The organism is Streptomyces sp. NPDC021622, from assembly GCF_040640795.1.
Classification (GTDB): domain Bacteria; phylum Actinomycetota; class Actinomycetes; order Streptomycetales; family Streptomycetaceae; genus Streptomyces.
Map to the genome: position 1 here is coordinate 169869 of NZ_JBFACK010000017.1, position 17680 is coordinate 187548.

13 protein-coding genes are annotated in these 17680 nt (G+C 71.7%); 7 read left to right on the top strand and 6 right to left on the bottom strand.

Annotation, left to right across the window (positions count from 1 at the left end):
• Window positions 1-22: 22 nt before the first annotated feature.
• On the bottom strand, window positions 23-1096 hold the full coding sequence (locus AB0G47_RS30525) for a GNAT family N-acetyltransferase (protein ID WP_360776581.1): 1074 nt from the start codon (window positions 1094-1096) through the stop codon (window positions 23-25).
• 20 nt (window positions 1097-1116) lie between these two features.
• Window positions 1117-1770, bottom strand: coding sequence for a hypothetical protein (locus AB0G47_RS30530; protein WP_360776583.1), 654 nt, complete (start codon window positions 1768-1770; stop codon window positions 1117-1119).
• A gap of 100 nt (window positions 1771-1870) precedes the next feature.
• Here AB0G47_RS30530 and AB0G47_RS30535 point away from each other — a divergent pair, with 100 nt between their 5' ends.
• Both AB0G47_RS30535 and AB0G47_RS30540 read left to right on the top strand, forming a co-directional pair.
• Complete coding sequence (locus AB0G47_RS30535) at window positions 1871-3280, top strand: MFS transporter (RefSeq protein WP_360776584.1); 1410 nt, start codon at window positions 1871-1873, stop codon at window positions 3278-3280.
• A 146-nt stretch (window positions 3281-3426) separates the two neighbouring features.
• Window positions 3427-4101 (top strand): maleylpyruvate isomerase family mycothiol-dependent enzyme, encoded by a 675-nt coding sequence (locus AB0G47_RS30540; protein WP_360776586.1) that lies wholly within the window; start codon window positions 3427-3429, stop codon window positions 4099-4101.
• Window positions 4102-4228: 127 nt separating this feature from the next.
• Here AB0G47_RS30540 and AB0G47_RS30545 read toward each other — a convergent pair whose 3' ends face one another.
• On the bottom strand, window positions 4229-5221 hold the full coding sequence (locus AB0G47_RS30545; RefSeq protein ID WP_360776588.1) for a hypothetical protein: 993 nt from the start codon (window positions 5219-5221) through the stop codon (window positions 4229-4231).
• A 181-nt stretch (window positions 5222-5402) separates the two neighbouring features.
• Here AB0G47_RS30545 and AB0G47_RS30550 point away from each other — a divergent pair, with 181 nt between their 5' ends.
• The 3 genes from AB0G47_RS30550 to AB0G47_RS30560 all read left to right on the top strand — a co-directional run bounded on the left by AB0G47_RS30550 (window position 5403) and on the right by AB0G47_RS30560 (window position 9112).
• Window positions 5403-7682, top strand: a complete 2280-nt coding sequence (locus AB0G47_RS30550) for a heavy metal translocating P-type ATPase (protein WP_360776590.1) — start codon at window positions 5403-5405, stop codon at window positions 7680-7682.
• Window positions 7683-7817: 135 nt separating this feature from the next.
• Window positions 7818-8516 (top strand): copper homeostasis protein CutC, encoded by a 699-nt coding sequence (locus AB0G47_RS30555; RefSeq protein WP_360776592.1) that lies wholly within the window; start codon window positions 7818-7820, stop codon window positions 8514-8516.
• Window positions 8517-8566: 50 nt separating this feature from the next.
• Window positions 8567-9112: a DUF2165 domain-containing protein gene (locus AB0G47_RS30560; protein ID WP_360776594.1), complete on the top strand. Its 546-nt coding sequence runs from the start codon at window positions 8567-8569 to the stop codon at window positions 9110-9112.
• Between the two features lie 90 nt (window positions 9113-9202).
• Here the strand turns inward: AB0G47_RS30560 and AB0G47_RS30565 are convergent, their stop codons facing one another.
• Complete coding sequence (locus AB0G47_RS30565; protein ID WP_360776596.1) at window positions 9203-11251, bottom strand: ATP-binding domain-containing protein; 2049 nt, start codon at window positions 11249-11251, stop codon at window positions 9203-9205.
• Window positions 11252-11580: 329 nt separating this feature from the next.
• Between AB0G47_RS30565 and AB0G47_RS30570 the strand changes: the two genes are divergently transcribed.
• Together AB0G47_RS30570 and AB0G47_RS30575 are read left to right on the top strand one after the other, a co-directional pair.
• The gene (locus AB0G47_RS30570) at window positions 11581-12729 is read left to right on the top strand and encodes a glycosyltransferase 87 family protein (protein ID WP_360776699.1); all 1149 of its coding nucleotides are present in this window, start codon (window positions 11581-11583) and stop codon (window positions 12727-12729) included.
• Window positions 12638-13042, top strand: coding sequence for a hypothetical protein (locus AB0G47_RS30575; protein WP_360776598.1), 405 nt, complete (start codon window positions 12638-12640; stop codon window positions 13040-13042). The genes AB0G47_RS30570 and AB0G47_RS30575 overlap by 92 nt, the downstream gene beginning before the upstream one ends.
• Before the next feature lie 24 nt (window positions 13043-13066).
• On the opposite strand, the gene AB0G47_RS30580 is transcribed toward AB0G47_RS30575, so the two are convergent.
• Window positions 13067-14710 (bottom strand): DNA repair helicase XPB, encoded by a 1644-nt coding sequence (locus AB0G47_RS30580; protein ID WP_360776599.1) that lies wholly within the window; start codon window positions 14708-14710, stop codon window positions 13067-13069.
• Window positions 14711-14813: 103 nt separating this feature from the next.
• The gene (locus AB0G47_RS30585; RefSeq protein WP_360776601.1) at window positions 14814-17354 is read right to left on the bottom strand and encodes a helicase C-terminal domain-containing protein; all 2541 of its coding nucleotides are present in this window, start codon (window positions 17352-17354) and stop codon (window positions 14814-14816) included.
• Window positions 17355-17680 lie beyond the last annotated feature (326 nt).

Consider the following 17680-nt stretch of genomic DNA (forward strand, 5'->3'; position numbering starts at 1 on the left):
CGGGCGGGAAAAGTAGGAACCGTCACGCACGACGGACGTAAGCCCGGTTCTCCTCCCGGTCGGAGATGCGGACGTATCCCGCCCGCGTCACCACCCCCTGCGAAGCCGCGTTGCCGGGCTCGATCACGGCAAGGAGAGCGGACACCCCGGGACGGTCCAGCGCCCACGCGGAGAGGGCGGAAAGCGCCTCGGAAGCGTAGCCGCAACCCCGCGCGGCGACCGCCAGGTCGTAGCCGACCTCCACCGTCCCCTCGTCGTCCGGCGGCCCGTGGAACCCCATCCCGCCGACGGCGACCTCGTCCGCCACGCGGACCAGCGCGAACATCCCCCACTCGGGCCGGTGCACCCCGGATCCGTACGCCTTCGTCACCATCTCCGCCGCCGTCCGCGTCCCCTCGAACGGCCCACCGTCGATCCAGTTCAGACCACCCGTGCCGCCCACGGCGAGATCCGCGGCCGCCGCGGGCCTGACCTCCCGCAGGGCGATCCGTCCGGCGGGAATCTCAAGGGAGTTGTGCCAGCGCCACCCGTCGAGGCGGGCCCGCCCCGGCAGCGTGCCGCGCCCCGTGGCCCAGAGCAGCGTGGGCCACTGATCCTCGGGCCGGGACGCGGGCGTGACCTGCGGGAAGATCCAGGCGAGCACGGCCTCGCACAGCTCGGCGGGCGGCTGAGCGTCGATGCCGAGCGCCCGCGCGATGTCGTACGTGTGGAGCAGCACCTCCGCGACGCCCATCGCCGCGAAGCCCGTCGCGTCGGCCTTGCCGGAGGGGTACGGGTGGAAGGCCCGCACGCCGGGCGGCGTCGTCCGGATGACCGCCGAGAGCAGCCCGCCGGTCGCCTCGATGACGCTGATCGCGTCGGCGGGGCCCGAACCCTCGTCGAGGGAGACCTCGAAGGGGACCCACGCATCGGGCGCGCGGCCCGTCAACTGCCCCGCGTACGCGACGAGATCGCAGGCGATGTGCTCGGCGGTCTGCAGGCAACTCCACTCCAGGCCACCGGCCTTGACGCTCCAGTCGAGCCCCGCCGCCGTGCGCAGCACCCGTGCCGCGTGCGCCACGGCCTCGTCCACCTGATCCCCGCCCATGAAAAGCATGCGCCGAGCGTACGGGAGCGTCATGGGCTGAGCAGGTCGATTTCTGTGGCGAGGTTCGCGCGCGCCGGACCCTCCCACTCCTTCGCCCCGTGCGGCGTACGGAACAGTCTTGGCAGGGCGAGGAGTTGGCGAAGCACCGCCGCCCGGCCCTCGCGGAAGGCGTCGTCGGGGACGAAGGCGTACTCCTCGCGCACGGCGGCGGCGTACGCGGCGTACGCGTCCGGGGCGGCGGCCAGGATCGCCAGGTCGGCGTCGCACAGCGTCTCGCCGTTGCGGTCGCCGTCGGCGGGGTCGTGGCTGACGGTGAGCCGGACGAGCCGGGCCACCTCGGCGGTCCGCTCATCGGTCAACCCGGCCTCGGGCAGGGCGCGTTCGGCGAGGCGGGCCGAGCGCTCCTCGTTGGTCGAGCGCTCGGGCAGATACACCGCGTCGTGGAACCAGGCCGCGAGCCGCACCAGGTCGGGGTCGTCCGCGTGCTCTTCGAGTACGTCGATGTGGTCGAGGACCGCTGCCAGGTGGGCGGTGGTGTGGTACCGCCGCTGCGGCTCGGCCCAGCGGGCGAGCAGGTTGTCGGCGTACTTGTACGGGTCGTAGATGCACTCGTCCGTGTCCCGCGCCCGCAGCAGCGTCGTGAGCCAGCGCCCGCGCAGCTCGTCGTTCTTGTCGTCGGCCATGGGGCGAACCCTAACCCTTGAATACCCCTAGGGGGTATGTTAACTTCCCAGCGCTAGATACCCCTCGGGGGTATTGTACGGCTCTTTGGAGGGGACCGTCATGTCAACCGCCAATCCCAAGCGCTGGTGGGCGCTCTTCGTGCTCGCCACCGCCCAGTTCATGGTGATCATGGACACCTCGATCATCGGGGTCGCGCTCCCCGAGATGCAGAAGGACCTCGGCTTCTCGCAGGGTGAGTTGCAGTGGGTCTTCAACGCGTACGTGATCGCCTTCGGCGGCCTGCTGCTGCTCGGCGGGCGCCTCTCCGACCTGCTCGGGGCGCGCAAGGTCTTCGTATCCGGCTGGCTGGTCCTCATCGCGGGATCCGTCATCGCCGCGGCCGCGCAGACCGCCACCGTCGAGGTCGTCGGGCGCGCCGTGCAGGGCGTCGGCGGCGCGCTGATCGCGCCCGCCGCGATGACCCTCCTGATGATGCTCTTCGGGCACGACCCGAAGGAGCTCGGCAAGGCGATGGCCCTCTATGGAGCGGCGGCCCCCGCGGGCGGCACGGCCGGAGTCTTCCTCGGCGGCGTCTTCACGGAGTGGCTGAGCTGGCCCTGGGTGTTCATCATCTACGTGCCGATCGGCGTCGCGACCCTCGCGGCGACGCGCCTGCTGCCCGCCGTCGAGGGCAAGCGCGGCTCGGTCGACATCCTCGGCGCGGTGTCTGTGACGGCGGGACTCGCGCTGGCCGTCTTCGCTGTGGTGCGGGCGCCGGAGGAGGGCTGGGGCTCGATTTCGACGGTGCTGCAACTGGTGGGTGCAGGCGCTCTGTTGGCGCTCTTCCTCCTCGTGCAGAAGTCGGTGCGCGAGCCGCTGATGCCGCTCAAGGTGTGGCGCATCCCGCGGCTCGGTTCCGCCAACCTGGCGATGGCGCTGCTCGGCGCGGCCTGGATCCCGATGTGGTACTTCCTCAACCTCTACCTCCAGCAGGTGATGGGGTACGGGGCGTTCGCGTCCGGCGCCGCGCTGTTGCCGATGACGGGGCTCCTGATGGTCTTCATGACGGCCATCACGGCGCGGCTGCTCGGCCGCTTCGGAGCAAAGCCGCTGATCGGGAGCGGCCTGTTGGTGCTCGCGCTCGGCCTGGTGTGGCTGGCGCAGGTCGGCCCGACGGGCTCGTTCGTGGTGGACGTCCTGCCGGCCTCGCTGGTGGCGGCGCTCGGCATGTCCCTCGCGTACATCCCGGCGATGATGGCGGCGATGTCCGGCGCCCCGCAGGAGCAGGCGGGTCTGGCCTCCGGCATCGTCAACACCACGTACCAGGTGGGCTCCGCCCTTGGCCTCGCGGCGCTTACCGCTCTCGCGACGTCGCAGGGGGCGGGGGAGCTGGGCAATCTGCCTGCGCTGACGGACGGGTTCAGCGCGGCGTTTGTTGGCGCCGGGGCCATAGCTGCGGTGGGGGGTGTCGTGACGCTGCTGGTGATGCGGGGAGAGTCGGTTGCCGCGAAGGAGAGGGTGAACGCGTAGTGGGGTGACCGTCTGTCGTCGGCTTCGCCGTTACTCGTCCTCAAACGCCGGACGGGCTGGATGTTTCCGCCGGACGGGCTGGAAACTCCGGCCCGTCCGTTGCCATGTCATTGCCGCGCGGCGCCGTACAAGCTTGGCTGGCAGACATGACCACCACTCCGAACCACGCCGAGACCTACGACCCCGAGCGCCCGGGACGCCTCCTGCGCACCGAACGCGACGTACTGATCCCGCTGTTGAGGGGCGCCGACGACTCCGCGTACGAGATCAGGACCTGCTGTCCCGGCTGGACCGTGCGGCATGTGCTCGCGCACTGCAGCTCCGCGCTGATGCGTGTCGTCGAGACCCGCTTCGAGGAGGGCGTGTACAGCCCCGAGAGCAACGAGCGCGACATCGCCGAACGCGCCGACTGGTCCAACTCCCGCATCGTGGACGAGCTGGAGCGCGGGATGACCGAGGCGGGCGAGATCATGGTCAAGGCCAAGGGGCGCCTCGACGGCGTGTCACTGGGGGAGTGGGTGCACGCGGGGGATGTGCGCGAGGCCTGGGGCCTGCCCGGCGCGTACGGGGGCGACGGCCTCGCGGACGCGCTGCCGCTGCTCGCGGAGCACAGCAGGAGGACCTCTGCGCTGCCGCTGCACGCGGACGTCGACGGCTGGGACGAGCCGCTGGCCCTGGGAGTCCCCGACGGCAAACGCCCGCCGGCCCGCTACATCGGCGACGCCCCGACCCTGATCAGGCTGTACACGGGCCGCCCCTTGACGGGAACCCGCTACGAACTGGCGGGCGCGAAGGAGACAGAGCTGCCGATCTTCGACTGAGGGCGGCGGGACATGCGAAAGCCCCCGCGCCCCGAAGGGGCGCGGGGCTGAATCGATATGCGGCTCCGCCGCGTGGGCGCGACAAGCCACGACGCACCCGCAGCGAAAATGCAACCCCGCCCTACGCTCAGTGCGCGTGCCCCGAGTCCCCGGACTCGGCAGTCCCTTCACCCCCGGCGGAGCCACCCGCGTGCACGGTGAAGGCCGCCGTCCGGACCTTCCCCTCGTGCTTGAAGTCGAGGAACAGCCGATAAGCGCCCGCGCTCGGCGCCGTCGCCTGGAAGGACACGCCGGGCCCCGGCTCGGTGCGGCCGTCACCCGGCTCGCCCGTCGGGTGGACATGGAGGTACGCCAGGTCCCCCGACCGCAGGGCGACCAGATGCCCGTACGAACCGAGGTACGGCTGAAGATCGGTCACCGGCCTGCCGTTCTTCGACACGTTCAGGGTCAGGCCCGCCGACTTCCCCGGCTTCAACTCGCCCTTGAGGCTGACCTCGTAGCCGTCCACCGAGGCCTTCGTGTTGTGGGCCTGCAGACCCGCGGGGTCGTACTTGCCCGCCACCGCCAGATCCGCCCCCAGCGTCAGGCCCTCTTTCGCGCCCTTCGGCTTGAAGTCGGCGAAGACGCGGTAGCCGCCCGCCTCGGGGAGCTCGACCGGCGTCGACCAGGTGCCGTCCGCCGCGCGGGACGGGTGCAGATGGCGGTAGGTCGTCAGGTCGCGTGAGGCGACGATGAGGTGCAGCTCCTTGTCGTGTTCCTTCTGGTACGCCGTGACGTTCTTGCCCTTGCCGTCCTTGCCGTCCTTGCCGGTGCCGTCCCTGACGATCGTGAACCGCAGCTGCTCGCGCTTCTCGGCGTCGATGCGGGCGGTCTTCAGGTCCAGCGTGTATCCGCGCTCGGATATCTGCAGGCCGCCGGGGACGTCGGCAGTGTGGCCCCCGCCCTGCTTCTCGCCCTTCTCGCCGGCGGCGGCCTCCTCACCGCCGCCGTGGCCGCCGTGCTCACTCGCGGGCTTCTTCTGCGAGGTCACGGGGTCGACACCCTTCCCCACGCCGTACGCGGTGCCGAACGTCGCGGCGACCGCGGCGGCGAAGGCGGTGATCTTCAGTCCGGTGTTCATGGCGACTCCCGATGGATGACGTAAGCGGGTCGATGCGGGTCGATGTCTCCGAAGATACCCCCTAGGGGTATGAAGTCAAGCGGTGGGTTCCCCTTGCGTTCAGTACCCCCCAGGGGTATATATAGATCTCGTCAGCGGTACCCACCCCGGGTACCCGGACCGCCACGAGGAGCCCGCAGCCATGTCCACCACTCCCGGCACCACCCAGGTGGCCTCAACCGCAGAGGTCGAACTCGCCATCGGTGGCATGACCTGCGCCTCGTGCGCCGCCCGGATCGAGAAGAAGCTCAACCGCATGGACGGCGTCGAGGCGACCGTCAACTACGCCACCGAGAAGGCGAAGGTCAGCTACAACGGCGAGGACATCGCCGTCCAGGATCTGATCGCGACCGTCGAGGCCACCGGCTACACCGCGCAGGAGCCCGCCCCGGTCCGTACGGAGCAGGGTCCGGCCGATGAAGAGCAGCAGGCCGACGAGGAACTGCGGCCGCTGCGCCAGCGGTTGACCGCCGCGGTCCTGCTCTCCGTACCCGTCATCGCGATGGCGATGGTCCCCGCCCTGCAGTTCGAGTACTGGCAGTGGCTCTCGCTGACCCTCGCGGCGCCGGTCGTGACGTACGCGGCCTGGCCCTTCCACAAGGCCGCCTTCACCAACGCGCGGCACGGCGCGGCCACCATGGACACCCTGATCTCGGTCGGTACGTCGGCGGCCTTCCTGTGGTCGCTGTGGGCGCTGTTCTTCGGTACGGCGGGCACGCCCGGCATGACGCACCCCTTCGAGCTGACCATCGCGCGGAGCGACGGCGCGGGGAACATCTACCTGGAGGCCGCCGCCGGCGTCACCGCCTTCATCCTCGCCGGGCGCTACTTCGAGGCCCGGTCGAAGCGGAAGGCCGGGGCCGCGCTGAAGGCGCTGCTCCAGCTGGGCGCCAAGGACGTCACCGTCATCCGTGACGGCGGGCGCGAAGAGACCATCCCCGTAAGCGACTTGAAGGTCGGCGACCGCTTCCTGGTCCGGCCCGGCGAGAAGATCGCCACCGACGGCAGGGTCGTCGAGGGCGCCTCGGCCGTGGACGCCTCCATGCTCACCGGCGAGTCCGTGCCGGTGGAGGTCGCCACCGGGGACGGCGTCACCGGCGCCACCCTGAACGTCGGCGGCCGGCTGGTCGTCGAGGCCACCCGCGTCGGCGCCGACACCCAGCTCGCCCGGATGGCCAGGCTCGTCGAGGACGCGCAGAACGGCAAGGCCGCCGCCCAGCGCCTCGCCGACAAGATCTCCGCGGTCTTCGTGCCGGTCGTCATCGCCCTGGCCGTCGGCACCCTCGGCTTCTGGCTCGGCAACGGCTCCGGCCTGACCGCCGCCTTCACCGCGGCCGTCGCCGTACTGATCATCGCCTGCCCCTGCGCCCTGGGCCTCGCCACGCCGACCGCCCTCATGGTCGGCACCGGGCGCGGCGCCCAGCTCGGCATCCTGATCAAGGGCCCGGAGGTCCTGGAGACCACCCGCAAGGTCGACACGATCGTCCTGGACAAGACCGGCACCGTCACCACCGGCAAGATGACCCTGCTCGCCACGCACACGGCGGACAACGCCACCGAGGACGAAGTCCTGCGCCTGGCAGGCGCGTTGGAGCACTCCTCCGAGCACCCCATCGCACAGGCCGTCGCCACCGGCGCCGCCGAGAAGGTGGGCGCGCTGCCCACCCCCGAGGACTTCGCGAACGTCGCGGGACTCGGCGTCCAGGGCATCGTCGAGGGCCACGCGGTCCTGGTCGGCCGCACCCAGCTCCTCGCCGAGTGGGTCATCAGCCTCCCCGTGGAGCTGGAGCGCGCGAAGGCGCAGGCCGAGGCGGCGGGACGTACGGCCATCGCCGTCGCCTGGGACGGGGAGGCACGTGCGGTCCTGGAGGTCGCGGACGCGGTCAAGGAGTCGAGCCCCGAGGCGATCAAGCGCCTGCGCGCGCTCGGCCTCACCCCGATCCTCCTGACCGGCGACAACAAGGCCGTAGCGGCGTCGGTGGCCGCGGAGGTCGGCATCGCCCCCGATGACGTGATCGCCGAGGTCATGCCGCAGGACAAGGTCGACGTCGTCAAGCGCCTCCAGGCGGAGGGCCGCAGCGTCGCGATGGTCGGCGACGGCGTGAACGACGCGGCCGCGCTCGCCCAGGCCGACCTGGGCCTGGCGATGGGCACGGGCACGGACGCCGCGATCGAGGCGGGCGACCTGACGCTCGTACGGGGCGACCTGCGGGCGGCGGCCGACGCCATCCGCCTCTCGCGCCGCACCCTGGGCACGATCAAGTCCAACCTCTTCTGGGCCTTCGCCTACAACGTGGGCGCGCTGCCCCTGGCGGCCTCCGGCCTCCTGAACCCGATGATCGCGGGCGCCGCGATGGCCTTCTCCTCGGTCTTCGTGGTCGGCAACAGCCTGCGCCTGAGGGGGTTCAAGCCGCTGAGCTGAGTACCCGTCTTTAAGATCGCCCCGGTGCGCGTGGGTAGCGCCGGGGCGATCTGCGCGTAGGCTGGGGAATTGGACTAGACCTGTGTTCTACGTTCCTTTCCGCCCCCGAGGCGCCGGACCCGAAGGAAGACATCCATGAGCAAGCGTGCAGTCCTGGAGGTGATCGCCCTCGATGCCGAGGACGCCGTCGCCGCCCAGGCGGGAGGCGCCGACCGCCTCGAGCTGGTCACCGACATGGCCGCGGACGGCCTGACCCCGTCCCGCGAGACCTTTGCCGAGATCCGCGCCGCCGTGGACATCTCCCTGCGCGTGATGGTGCGCCTCGCGGACGGTTTCGCCGCGGGGGACTCCCGACAGCTCGACACTCTCGTACGCCGTGCCCGCGAGCTCAGGGAAGCGGGCGCCGACGAGTTCGTCCTCGGCTTCCTGGACGAGGCGGGCGGCCCCGACCTGGCCGCGGTCGAGACGGTGGTCGGCGCCCTGGACGGCTGCCGCTGGACGTTCCACCGGGCCATCGACCGGGCCGCCGACCGCGACGCCCTGCGCAAGCAGCTCGCGGACCTGCCGGGGCTCGACACCTACCTCACGGCGGGTTCGGCGGCGGGCGTCGACGAGGGCCTGACCACACTTCTCGCCGAGGCGGCACGGTCCGGGGAGCCCGGTTACGAGCAGCAGATCCTGGTCGGCGGCGGCCTCCGCCTCGACCACCTGCCGAGACTCAAGGCGGCCGGCGTCGACGCCTTCCATATCGGCGGCGCGTCCCGCCCCGACGGCTGGTCGGCACCGGTCTCCGCGGCGGCCGTCGCCCGGTGGAGGGCCGCGCTCGACGATTGATCGATTCCCCGCGGGGCCGATACAACTGGGATCGAAACGGAGGGGACTTCATGTCGATACCAGCAGAGAAAACGCGTCCCGCGGAACGAATACTCAGGGCCGGGACACTGCCCGTCGTCGCGTTGGTGTTCACCGGGACGCTCGCGCTCTACATCGCGCTCGTCGCGTTCGGGAACATCACCGACTTCGACTCCAACCAGCAGTTCGTCCGCCATGTCCTGGCGATGGACAGCACGTTCAAGGACGACGACCTGATGTGGCGCGCGGTGGAGTCCACCGCGCTCCAGGACACCGCGTACGTGGCGATCATCGCCTGGGAGACGCTGGCCGCGCTCGTCCTGGGCACGGCGACGGTCCTGTGGGCCAGGGGCCTGCGCCGCCCCGAGGGCCTGCGCCGCGCCCAACGCGCGGGCACCATCGGCCTGTTGATGCTCATCCTGCTGTTCGGAGTGGGCTTCATCGGGATCGGCGGCGAGTGGTTCGCCATGTGGCAGTCGGAGGACTGGAACGGCCTCGACGCGGCCACGCGCATCGTGACGATCACGGGCATCGCGCTGGTCGTGACGCATCTGCCGTCCAAGGAGGCTGCCTCATAAGCTGAGGCAGTGCCCCGAAGGGGCGCGGGGAACTGCGCGACCAGCCACGACGTACCCGCGCCCGGCGTACCGGACTTGCAGCGAAGTGCCCTAGCTGAGCTGCACGGGCAGCTCCGCCGCATGCACGACGATCAGGCCGGACACCGCACGGGTCAGCGCCACGTACAGCCGGCGCAGACCCGTCCGTTCGTCCGGCTCCCCGTCGACCACGGCGGCGGGCTCGTCGAGCACCACGTAGTCGTACTCAAGACCCTTGGCCAGGGACGCGGGCACGAGCGTGAGCCGGGCGTCGGCCGTCGTCTCCTGGCCGGGGGAGAGGTACGAGATCCCGGCCGCCGTCAGGGCATCGGCGAGCGCGGGGACGCGGGCGTCCGCGGCGATAAGACCGATGGACCCCTCGTGCCGCAGCGAATCGGCACACGCCTCCAGGCAGGCGGCGTCGAGCCCCTCGACGTCCTCCACGTGCCGCACGGCGAGCGAGCCGGGCGACTCCCGCACCGAGTCGACCGCCGCGAGTCCGGGCGCGATGTCGGGCAGCAGCCGGGACGCGTACGCGATGACGTCGCGCGGCACACGGAAACCGGCCGTCAGCTCCTCAACGACGGCGTCGCCCTTGCCGAGATGGGCGAGGGCCTCGGCCCAACTCCGGGTCGCCCAGGGCGTGGTGCCCTGCGCGAGGTCGCCGAGGACGGTGGCGGAACCGGTGGTGCAGCGCCGCCCCACGGCGCGGTACTGCATGGGGGAGAGATCCTGCGCCTCGTCGAGCACCACATGCCCGAGCGAATGCGTACGCGACACGAGATCGCTCGCCTCATCGATCAACACGGCGTCGGCGGCAGACCACTTGGCACTCTTGACGCTCCGCGCCGGCTTGGCCCACAGAACGGCCTTCTGCTCCTCTTCCGTCAGGATCCCCTCGGCGTGCCCGGCGAGGAAGTCGGCGTCGGACAGCAGCCGCAGCACGAGCTTCGCGGGATCGACGGGCGGCCAGACGGCCTTCACCGCGGCCTTCACGGCGGTGTTGCGCGCGACGGCGTCCTGTACGCGGTCGTCGGGTGCCTCGCCGGCCTGCTCCATGCGGACGAGGACGGCGTGGGCGATGCGCTGGGGAAGGGCGTCACGAGCGGCCCCGTACCGGATATCGCGTTCGAGCAACTCGCCTACGATCTCTTCGAGTTCATGGGCGGGCACGCGCCACCGCCGGGACCCGCGCACGACGACGAGGGGCTCGGCGGGCATGGTCACGTGCGAGCGCACGGCCTTGCGCAGCACCTCGGCCATGCGGGCGTCGCCCTTGACGACGGCGGCGATGGGATCGTCCGTGCCCCGCACCTCCACATGCGCGACGAGGTCGTCGACGGTGGCCTGCTTGACCTCCAACTCGCCCAGGGCGGGCAGGACTTGCTCGATGTAGTGCAGGAAGGAGGCGTTCGGCCCGATGACGAGGGTGCCGGTCCGGGCGAGCCGCTCACGGTGGGCGTACAGCAGATAGGCGACACGGTGCAGGCCGACGGCGGTCTTCCCGGTGCCGGGCCCACCCTGGACGCACACGCTCCCGCCGAGACCACTGCGGACGATCTCGTCCTGCTCGGGCTGGATGGTGGCGACGATGTCCCGCATCGGGCCCACGCGCGGCCGCTCGATCTCCTGCTGGAGCAGCTTGCTGGTCTGCTCGGCCTCTTCCTGGTCGCTGAGGTGCTCGTCCTCGTACGCGGTGAGCTCGCCGCCGGTGTACCCGAACCGCCGCCGCAGCCCGATGTCCATCGGCGTCTTCTTCGAGGCCCGGTAGAACGGCTGCGAGACGGGTGCCCGCCAGTCGATGACCATGGGGTCGCCCTCGGCGTCGTGCACATGCCGCCGCCCGATGTAGAACTGCTCGCCCTCTGCGCCTTCCGCCTGCTCGGCGCCGGGGGCGTGCAGATAGTCGAGCCGCCCGAAGAAAAGAGGCGTGTGCGAAAGGTCGGCGAGGGACTTGATCCGCTCGTCGATCTGGTTCTGCAGGACGGCGGCGTTCACCCAGTTCGCGGTGACGTCACGGATGTCGAGGGCCTCGGCGTCCTCCCGCATGGCGCGGAGCGCTCCGCGGGAGGCGGCGAGGTGGGCCCGTTCGCGGGCCAGGGGGTCGGACTCTGCGGGCATGGAAGCTCTCCGGCGATGCGGGTGCGGGTGAGTGTGCGACAGGGGGGCCGACCGGTTTCCGTCCGGTCGACGGCGGGGCGCGACCCGCGGGCAGACCGGGCATCTTATGCGGGGGCGCGTGGTGGGGCCAACGAATTTCCGGGCAATCGGGCGGGTGGGCGGGAAAGGCCTGTTCGTGCAGGCGAGACCTCCGGGCCGATAAAGTCGCCGCCGTGAAGGACCAGAGGGTGACGGTGTGGTCACGGAATGCGGTCACTGTCGGCGCGGGGGGCCTGTTCCTGGCCTCCCTCATCTCCCTCGCCGCCCTCTGCGTAGAGCAACGCATCCCCATGGCCGACACCCTCGTCTACCGGGCCGAGGGGGCCGCCGTGGCCAACGGGACGGACCTCTACGGGTTCACCGTCACCGAGTGGGAGCTGCCCGCCACCTATCCGCCCTTCGCGGCCATCCTCTTCGTGCCGACGACCTGGCTTCACCTGCCCGCCCTCAGGCTCGCCTTCATCCTCGGCAACATCGCCTTCCTCGCCCTCCTGATCCACCTCTCCGCCCGCCTGGCGGGCACCCGCACCCGCCCCGCGCTCCTCTTGGCGGCCACAGCGGCAGCGCTCTGGCTTGAGCCGGTCTTCCAGACGGTCCTGTTCGGCCAGATCAACCTGGCCCTGGCCTGCCTGATCCTCTGGGACCTCACCCGCCTGCCCGGCGCCCCCGGCAAGGGCGTGGCCCTCGGCATCGCGGCGGGCATCAAACTCACCCCCGCGATCTTCATCGCGTACCTCTTCCTGAGAGGACGCGTGCGCGAGGGCTGCACCGCACTGGCGGCCTTCACCGGCACGGTCGCCCTCGGCGCCCTCGTGCTCCCCGCCGCCAGCGCCGACTTCTGGACGCACCGCCTCTTCGAGACGAGCCGCGTGGGCAAGGCATGGATCGTCGACAATCAGTCGCTCCAGGGCCTGATCGCCAGGGCCCTGCACGACCCCACCCCCGGCCCGGCATGGGCGATCCCCGCGGCCCTCACCGCCGCGCTCGGCCTCCGGCTGGCGCGCCGGGCCAGGTCGGAACCCCGCGGCATCCTCCTGACGGCGGCCACCGCCCTGCTGATCTCCCCGATCAGCTGGTCCCACCACTGGGTGTGGTGCGTACCGCTCCTGACCCTGCTCATGGCGGAGGGCCGCCCCCGCCTGACCGCGGCGGTGGCGACCCTCTTCACGGCCCGCAGCTTCTGGCTGCTCCCGCACCAGGGCGACCTGGACCTGCATCTGCCGTGGTGGCAACAGCCGTTGGCCTCGCCGTACGTGCTGCTCGGCGTGGCACTGCTGCCGATGTTGAGTACGTGTCTGAGTACGGGGACGGAGGCGCGGGCGCCGCGCCCGGAGGTTGACTCGCCCCATGCACACCGAGCCGCGAACCGAGACGGAGCCGGGAACCGAGACGGAGCCGCGATCCGAGACGGAGCCGCAGGAGGCGTGGGCCGCCCGTAACGCCGCCTACGCCGCCGCGCACCCCGTCCCCCGCCCGAGCCGCATCCTCGGGCCGGCTCTCGCGACCCCCGTCGTGGTGCTGCTCCTCGTGCTCGGCGGGTACGTGGTCTCGCTCGACGCGGAGCTCGGTGACGCGTCGTCGCCGGAGCACCAGGACCTGGTGGCCCGCTACGTACTCGCGCTGTTCGGCGGCGTCGGCTGCCTGGCGGCGGGCTGGCTCACGCCGCGCGACTCGCGCGCGGCGTGGCTGCGGACGGCGTTCGCCCTCACGTCGGTCGTGACGATCCCCGTGGCGATGCTCGCGGGCTCCTGAGCCCGACGGCGACCGGCGTCGGCCTCAGCCCTCGGTCAGCAGCTCGTCCGCATCGACGATCCGGTACGCGTACCCCTGCTCGGCAAGGAACCGCTGCCGATGCGCCGCGAAGTCCTGGTCGATGGTGTCCCGCGCCACCACGGAGTAGAAGCGCGCCTCGTGCCCGTCGGCCTTGGGACGCAGCACGCGACCGAGCCGCTGTGCCTCCTCCTGCCGGGAGCCGAAGGTCCCCGACACCTGAATCGCGACGGTGGCTTCGGGCAGATCGATGGAGAAGTTCGCGACCTTGGACACGACGAGCACGGAGATCTCGCCTTCCCGGAAGGCACCGAACAGCTTCTCGCGCTGCGCGTTGGTCGTCTCGCCCTTGATGACGGGCGCGTCCAGGTGCTCGCCCAGCTCGTCCAGCTGATCGATGTACTGCCCGATGACGAGGGTCTGCTCCCCGGCATGCTTCTTGACCAGCGCCTCCGTCACCTTCCGCTTGGTGGCGGTGGTGGCGCAGAACCGGTACTTCTCCTCGGCCTCGGCGGTGGCGTACGCGAGCCGCTCCGAGTCCGTCAGATTGACCCGCACTTCCACGCAGTCGGCGGGCGCGATGTACCCCTGAGCCTCGATCTCCTTCCAAGGAGCATCGAACCGCTTGGGCCCGATCAAGGAGAAGACATCGGACTCCCGCCCGTCCTCCCGGACCAGCGTCGCGGTGAGCCCAAGACGCCGCCGGGCCTGCAGATCGGCGGTGAACTTGAAGACGGGGGCGGGCAGCAGATGCACCTCGTCGTAGACGATGAGCCCCCAGTCACGGGAGTCGAAGAGCTCAAGGTGCGGGTAGATGCCCTTCCGCTTGGTGGTGAGCACCTGATAGGTCGCGATGGTGACCGGCCGGATCTCTTTCCGGGTCCCGCTGTACTCACCGATCTCGTCCTCGGTGAGGGAGGTCCGCTTGACCAGCTCGTGCTTCCACTGCCGCGCGGAGACGGTATTGGTCACGAGAATGAGAGTGGTCGCCTTGGCCTCGGCCATGGCCCCGGCCCCGACCAGCGTCTTCCCGGCGCCACAGGGCAGTACGACAACGCCGCTCCCGCCGTGCCAGAAGCCCTCCACGGCCTGCTTCTGATACGGCCGCAGCGCCCAGCCGTCCTCGGCGAGGTCGATCCGGTGCGCTTCTCCGTCGACGTACCCGGCAAGATCCTCGGCGGGCCACCCGAGCTTGAGCAGGGTCTGCTTGATCTGCCCACGCTCGGAGGGATGCACGACGACGGTGTCCGCGTCGACCCGCTCGCCGACGAGCGGCTGCACCTTCTTGGACCGCAGGATCTCTTCGAGCACGGGCCGGTCGGTGGTGGTCAGCACAAGCCCGTGCGTCGGGTGCTTGGACAACGTGAGCCGCCCGTACCGCGCCATCGTCTCCGCGACGTCCACGAGCAGCGCGTGCGGCACGGGATACCGCGAGAACTCCACAAGCGCGTCCACGACCTGCTCCGCGTCGTGCCCCGCCGCACGGGCGTTCCACAGACCGAGCGGCGTCACACGGTAGGTGTGGATGTGCTCGGGGGCACGCTCCAGCTCCGCGAAGGGCGCGATGGCACGGCGGCAGGCATCGGCCTGCTCGTGGTCGACCTCGAGCAGGAGGGTCTTGTCCGACTGGACGATGAGGGGACCGTTCACGCGCGCACCCTTTCGGTAAGCCAAACGTCCAGTGTGCCGCATGGCGCGCGATTACCGCCCTGACTGTGCTGCGGGCCTCACCCGCCGCTTCCGCCCGGGGGCCTCAGTCGTCCGCGAGCTCCGCCACCCCCGTCACCCGATGCAGCGGATACGTCCTGACCTCGTCCGCCGTGTGGTCGTACGCCGTGACGAAGCCGCCCTCGACGCGGATCGGGGCGATCACGCGCTGGCTCGCCGAGCCCTCCGCGTTCACGTAGCCGATCCAGACCGCCTCGCCCGTCAGGACTGCCGCCTGCATCGTGGCGAGGGTTTCCGCCGCCGTCGTGCGGGGGAGCGCGCCGGTCGCCTCCGGAGCGGCCTTGCGGGGAGTCGTCGAGGCCAGGTCGCCCGCGCGGATGGCGCGCACCGCGGCGCCGGTCATCGTGTCGTCCGGCAGCGGCGGGCCGTCGTGGACGGGCTCGGGGGCCGTGCGCGGTGGTGTGCGGTGGGCGTGCGCGCGGTGGATCAGTACGTCGCCCTCGGCGCTCTCCGCGGCGGGCGCGAAGCCCATCGAGCGCAGCCCTTCGAGGAGCGTGCCGGGGTCGGCCTGCGCGGCGAGCACGGTGGGGGCTAGGCGGCGCAGGCGCAGGCCCTGGGAGCGCTTGTCGGCGAGGATCTCGTTGAGCAGCGCCTCGTCGTCGCAGCGTACGTACGCCGATGCGGCGCCGATCCGCAGATGGCCGTGTTTACGGGCCACGTCGTCGATGAGGTAGGCGAGGGGCTGCGGGACCGGTGTGCGGGAGTGTGCGGCCAGGAAGGCGTGCAGGTCCGAGGCGGACTTGCCCGCGTCCAGCGCGCGGCGCACCGAGCCGGGCGTGAAGCGGTACACCGTCGCGCCGCCCTTCGACTCGACGTCCGCGAGTACGGCGAGGGTCTCCGCGAGCGGGCGCTCCAAGGGGCCGGGGGCCACCGCGGTGAGGTCCGCCTGGAGGAGCACGTGGTCGAGGGGCTCGGGGAGGAGGGGGGTGAGGAGGCGGGCGGCTCGGGCCGCGGATGCGGCCAGCTCGGCGGGGGAGGGGGCGGGCGCCGTGGCCGCGCCCTCCTCGGAGCCAAGCAGTGCCCTCCCGTGCGACGACAGCGCGCCGCGGCCCGTGATGCCGAGCAACTCCGCCTCGTTCAGGGTCCATTGGGCGATGCGGGCGCGCAGTTCGAGCGGTGCGTTGCCTGCGGATGTGCTGCTGCCGGTCGACACGCCGCCCGCGGATGCCCCGCCGCCGGACGAGCCGCGCGGCGGGCGCTCCCAGCGCAGCCTGGCCAGGAGCGAGTCGGGCGTCGGGCTCGCACCGTCCGGGAGCGTTGTGAGGAGCGTCAGGACCCGGTGGCGGATCTCCGGGGCCGACGAGCGGTCCAGGTGCGGGCCCAGCGCCGACAGCGTGCGGTCCTTGCCGTCGCGGCCGCCGATCAGGCCCGCCGTGCGGGTCGCCGTCAGCCAGGCCGTGACGAGCGCCGACCAGCGCTCGGCGGCGGGCATTTCCTGCCAGTCGTCGTACGCCGGTGTCGCCGCGTACCGCTCGTCCGCCTCGCCGTCCGACGCCACCAGGCCCGCCGCGTAGGCCAGTTCGACCCAGAACGCGGCCACCGGCTCCGGTACGTCGAGGGCCACCGCCGTCCGCTTCAGATCCCGCACGCTCAGGCCGCCGGCCCGCAGGACCGTCGGGCCGCCCTCGTCCCAGTCCTTCAGGAGCTCCTCGACCGTGGCGAGCGCCGTGTACGCCTGGCCCGCCGCCGTCGCGTCCACAACCTGTGGACGGTGCTCGCGCAGCGGCTGCACGGCGGGCGGCGCCGGTTCGATGACGCGGTGCGCGCGGCCCGCGCGCAGGTGCAGGGCCGCCTCGCGGGGGAGTACGACGGTGCCGGGCGAGGTCGGCAGGAGCAGCCCCCGGTCCAGGAGCCAGCGCAGATGCCGCGCCGGGTCTGCGGTCACCTGGCCGTACGGCGGGCCCCAGACGAGCCGCGAAAGCACCTCGACGGACTCGGCGGGGGCCTCGTCGAGCAGCGCGGACATCCGGGTGCGGTCCGTGAAGAGGTCGGTCAGCGATCGGACGGCGGACACCGCGTCGTGGGTGGAGGGCAGTCCGGCCGCCGTGACGATGTCCTGGATACGGTTCGGCGACATGCCCGCGGTGGCCTCGGCGACGGTGGGGCCGAGGCCGGTGGGGGAGGGGTACTGCGGGGCGGGGGCGAGGAGTTCGCGTGCCGTGCGGACCAGGCGCAGGCGGTCGTCAGGACCCCAGACGAGGGCCTGCTCACGCAGGACGCCGACGGCCCGGCCGAGCGCTTCGTCCGTCGCCGCGTCCGCGCCGTCGCTCCCCTGGTCTCCGGCGATCAGTGCGTGCAGTTCGGCGTACGTCGCCGGCTCCGGAGCCACGGCGAGGGCCTCGGCGACCTGCTGCGTGAAACGGTCGAGCCGCTCCAGGGCGCGGACGACGGAGGCGCGGGTCGCGGCGCGGGTGGCGAGCTGCGTGAGGTCGGTCGGAACAGGGGTGAGCAGGTCGGGGCGGGCCTGCAGCAGCGCACCGAGCGACTCGTCGCCACGGGACCGAAGCGCCTCGGCGAGTGACCGGGGGGTGTCCGCTGGACGCTGTGCCTGCTCGTCGGTGCTCATCCTGGCCACGGTAGCGGGTCGGCGGCTGGGGCTGGGCCTTTCGTGGGGCTGGGCCGGGGGTGCGGCGTGCTGTGCGGGGTCGTTGCCGGCTGCGGGGCTGCGGGGCTGCGGTTTGCGGTGCGGTGCGTCTTGGGGGCTCGGGGGTCGTCTGCGGTGCGGTGCGTCTTGGGGCGGGGCCGCGCCGGTATGTCCGTACTCGCCATCTCGGTCCGAGCGTCTTGCTGCTTCGGCTGGGGAGTGCTGCGTACCGTGCTCCGTGCGGAAATACCGACACGTCCCCTCGCGTCTCGTTGCGCGCCAACGGTGCGTGGGGGCCGATGTCCGTC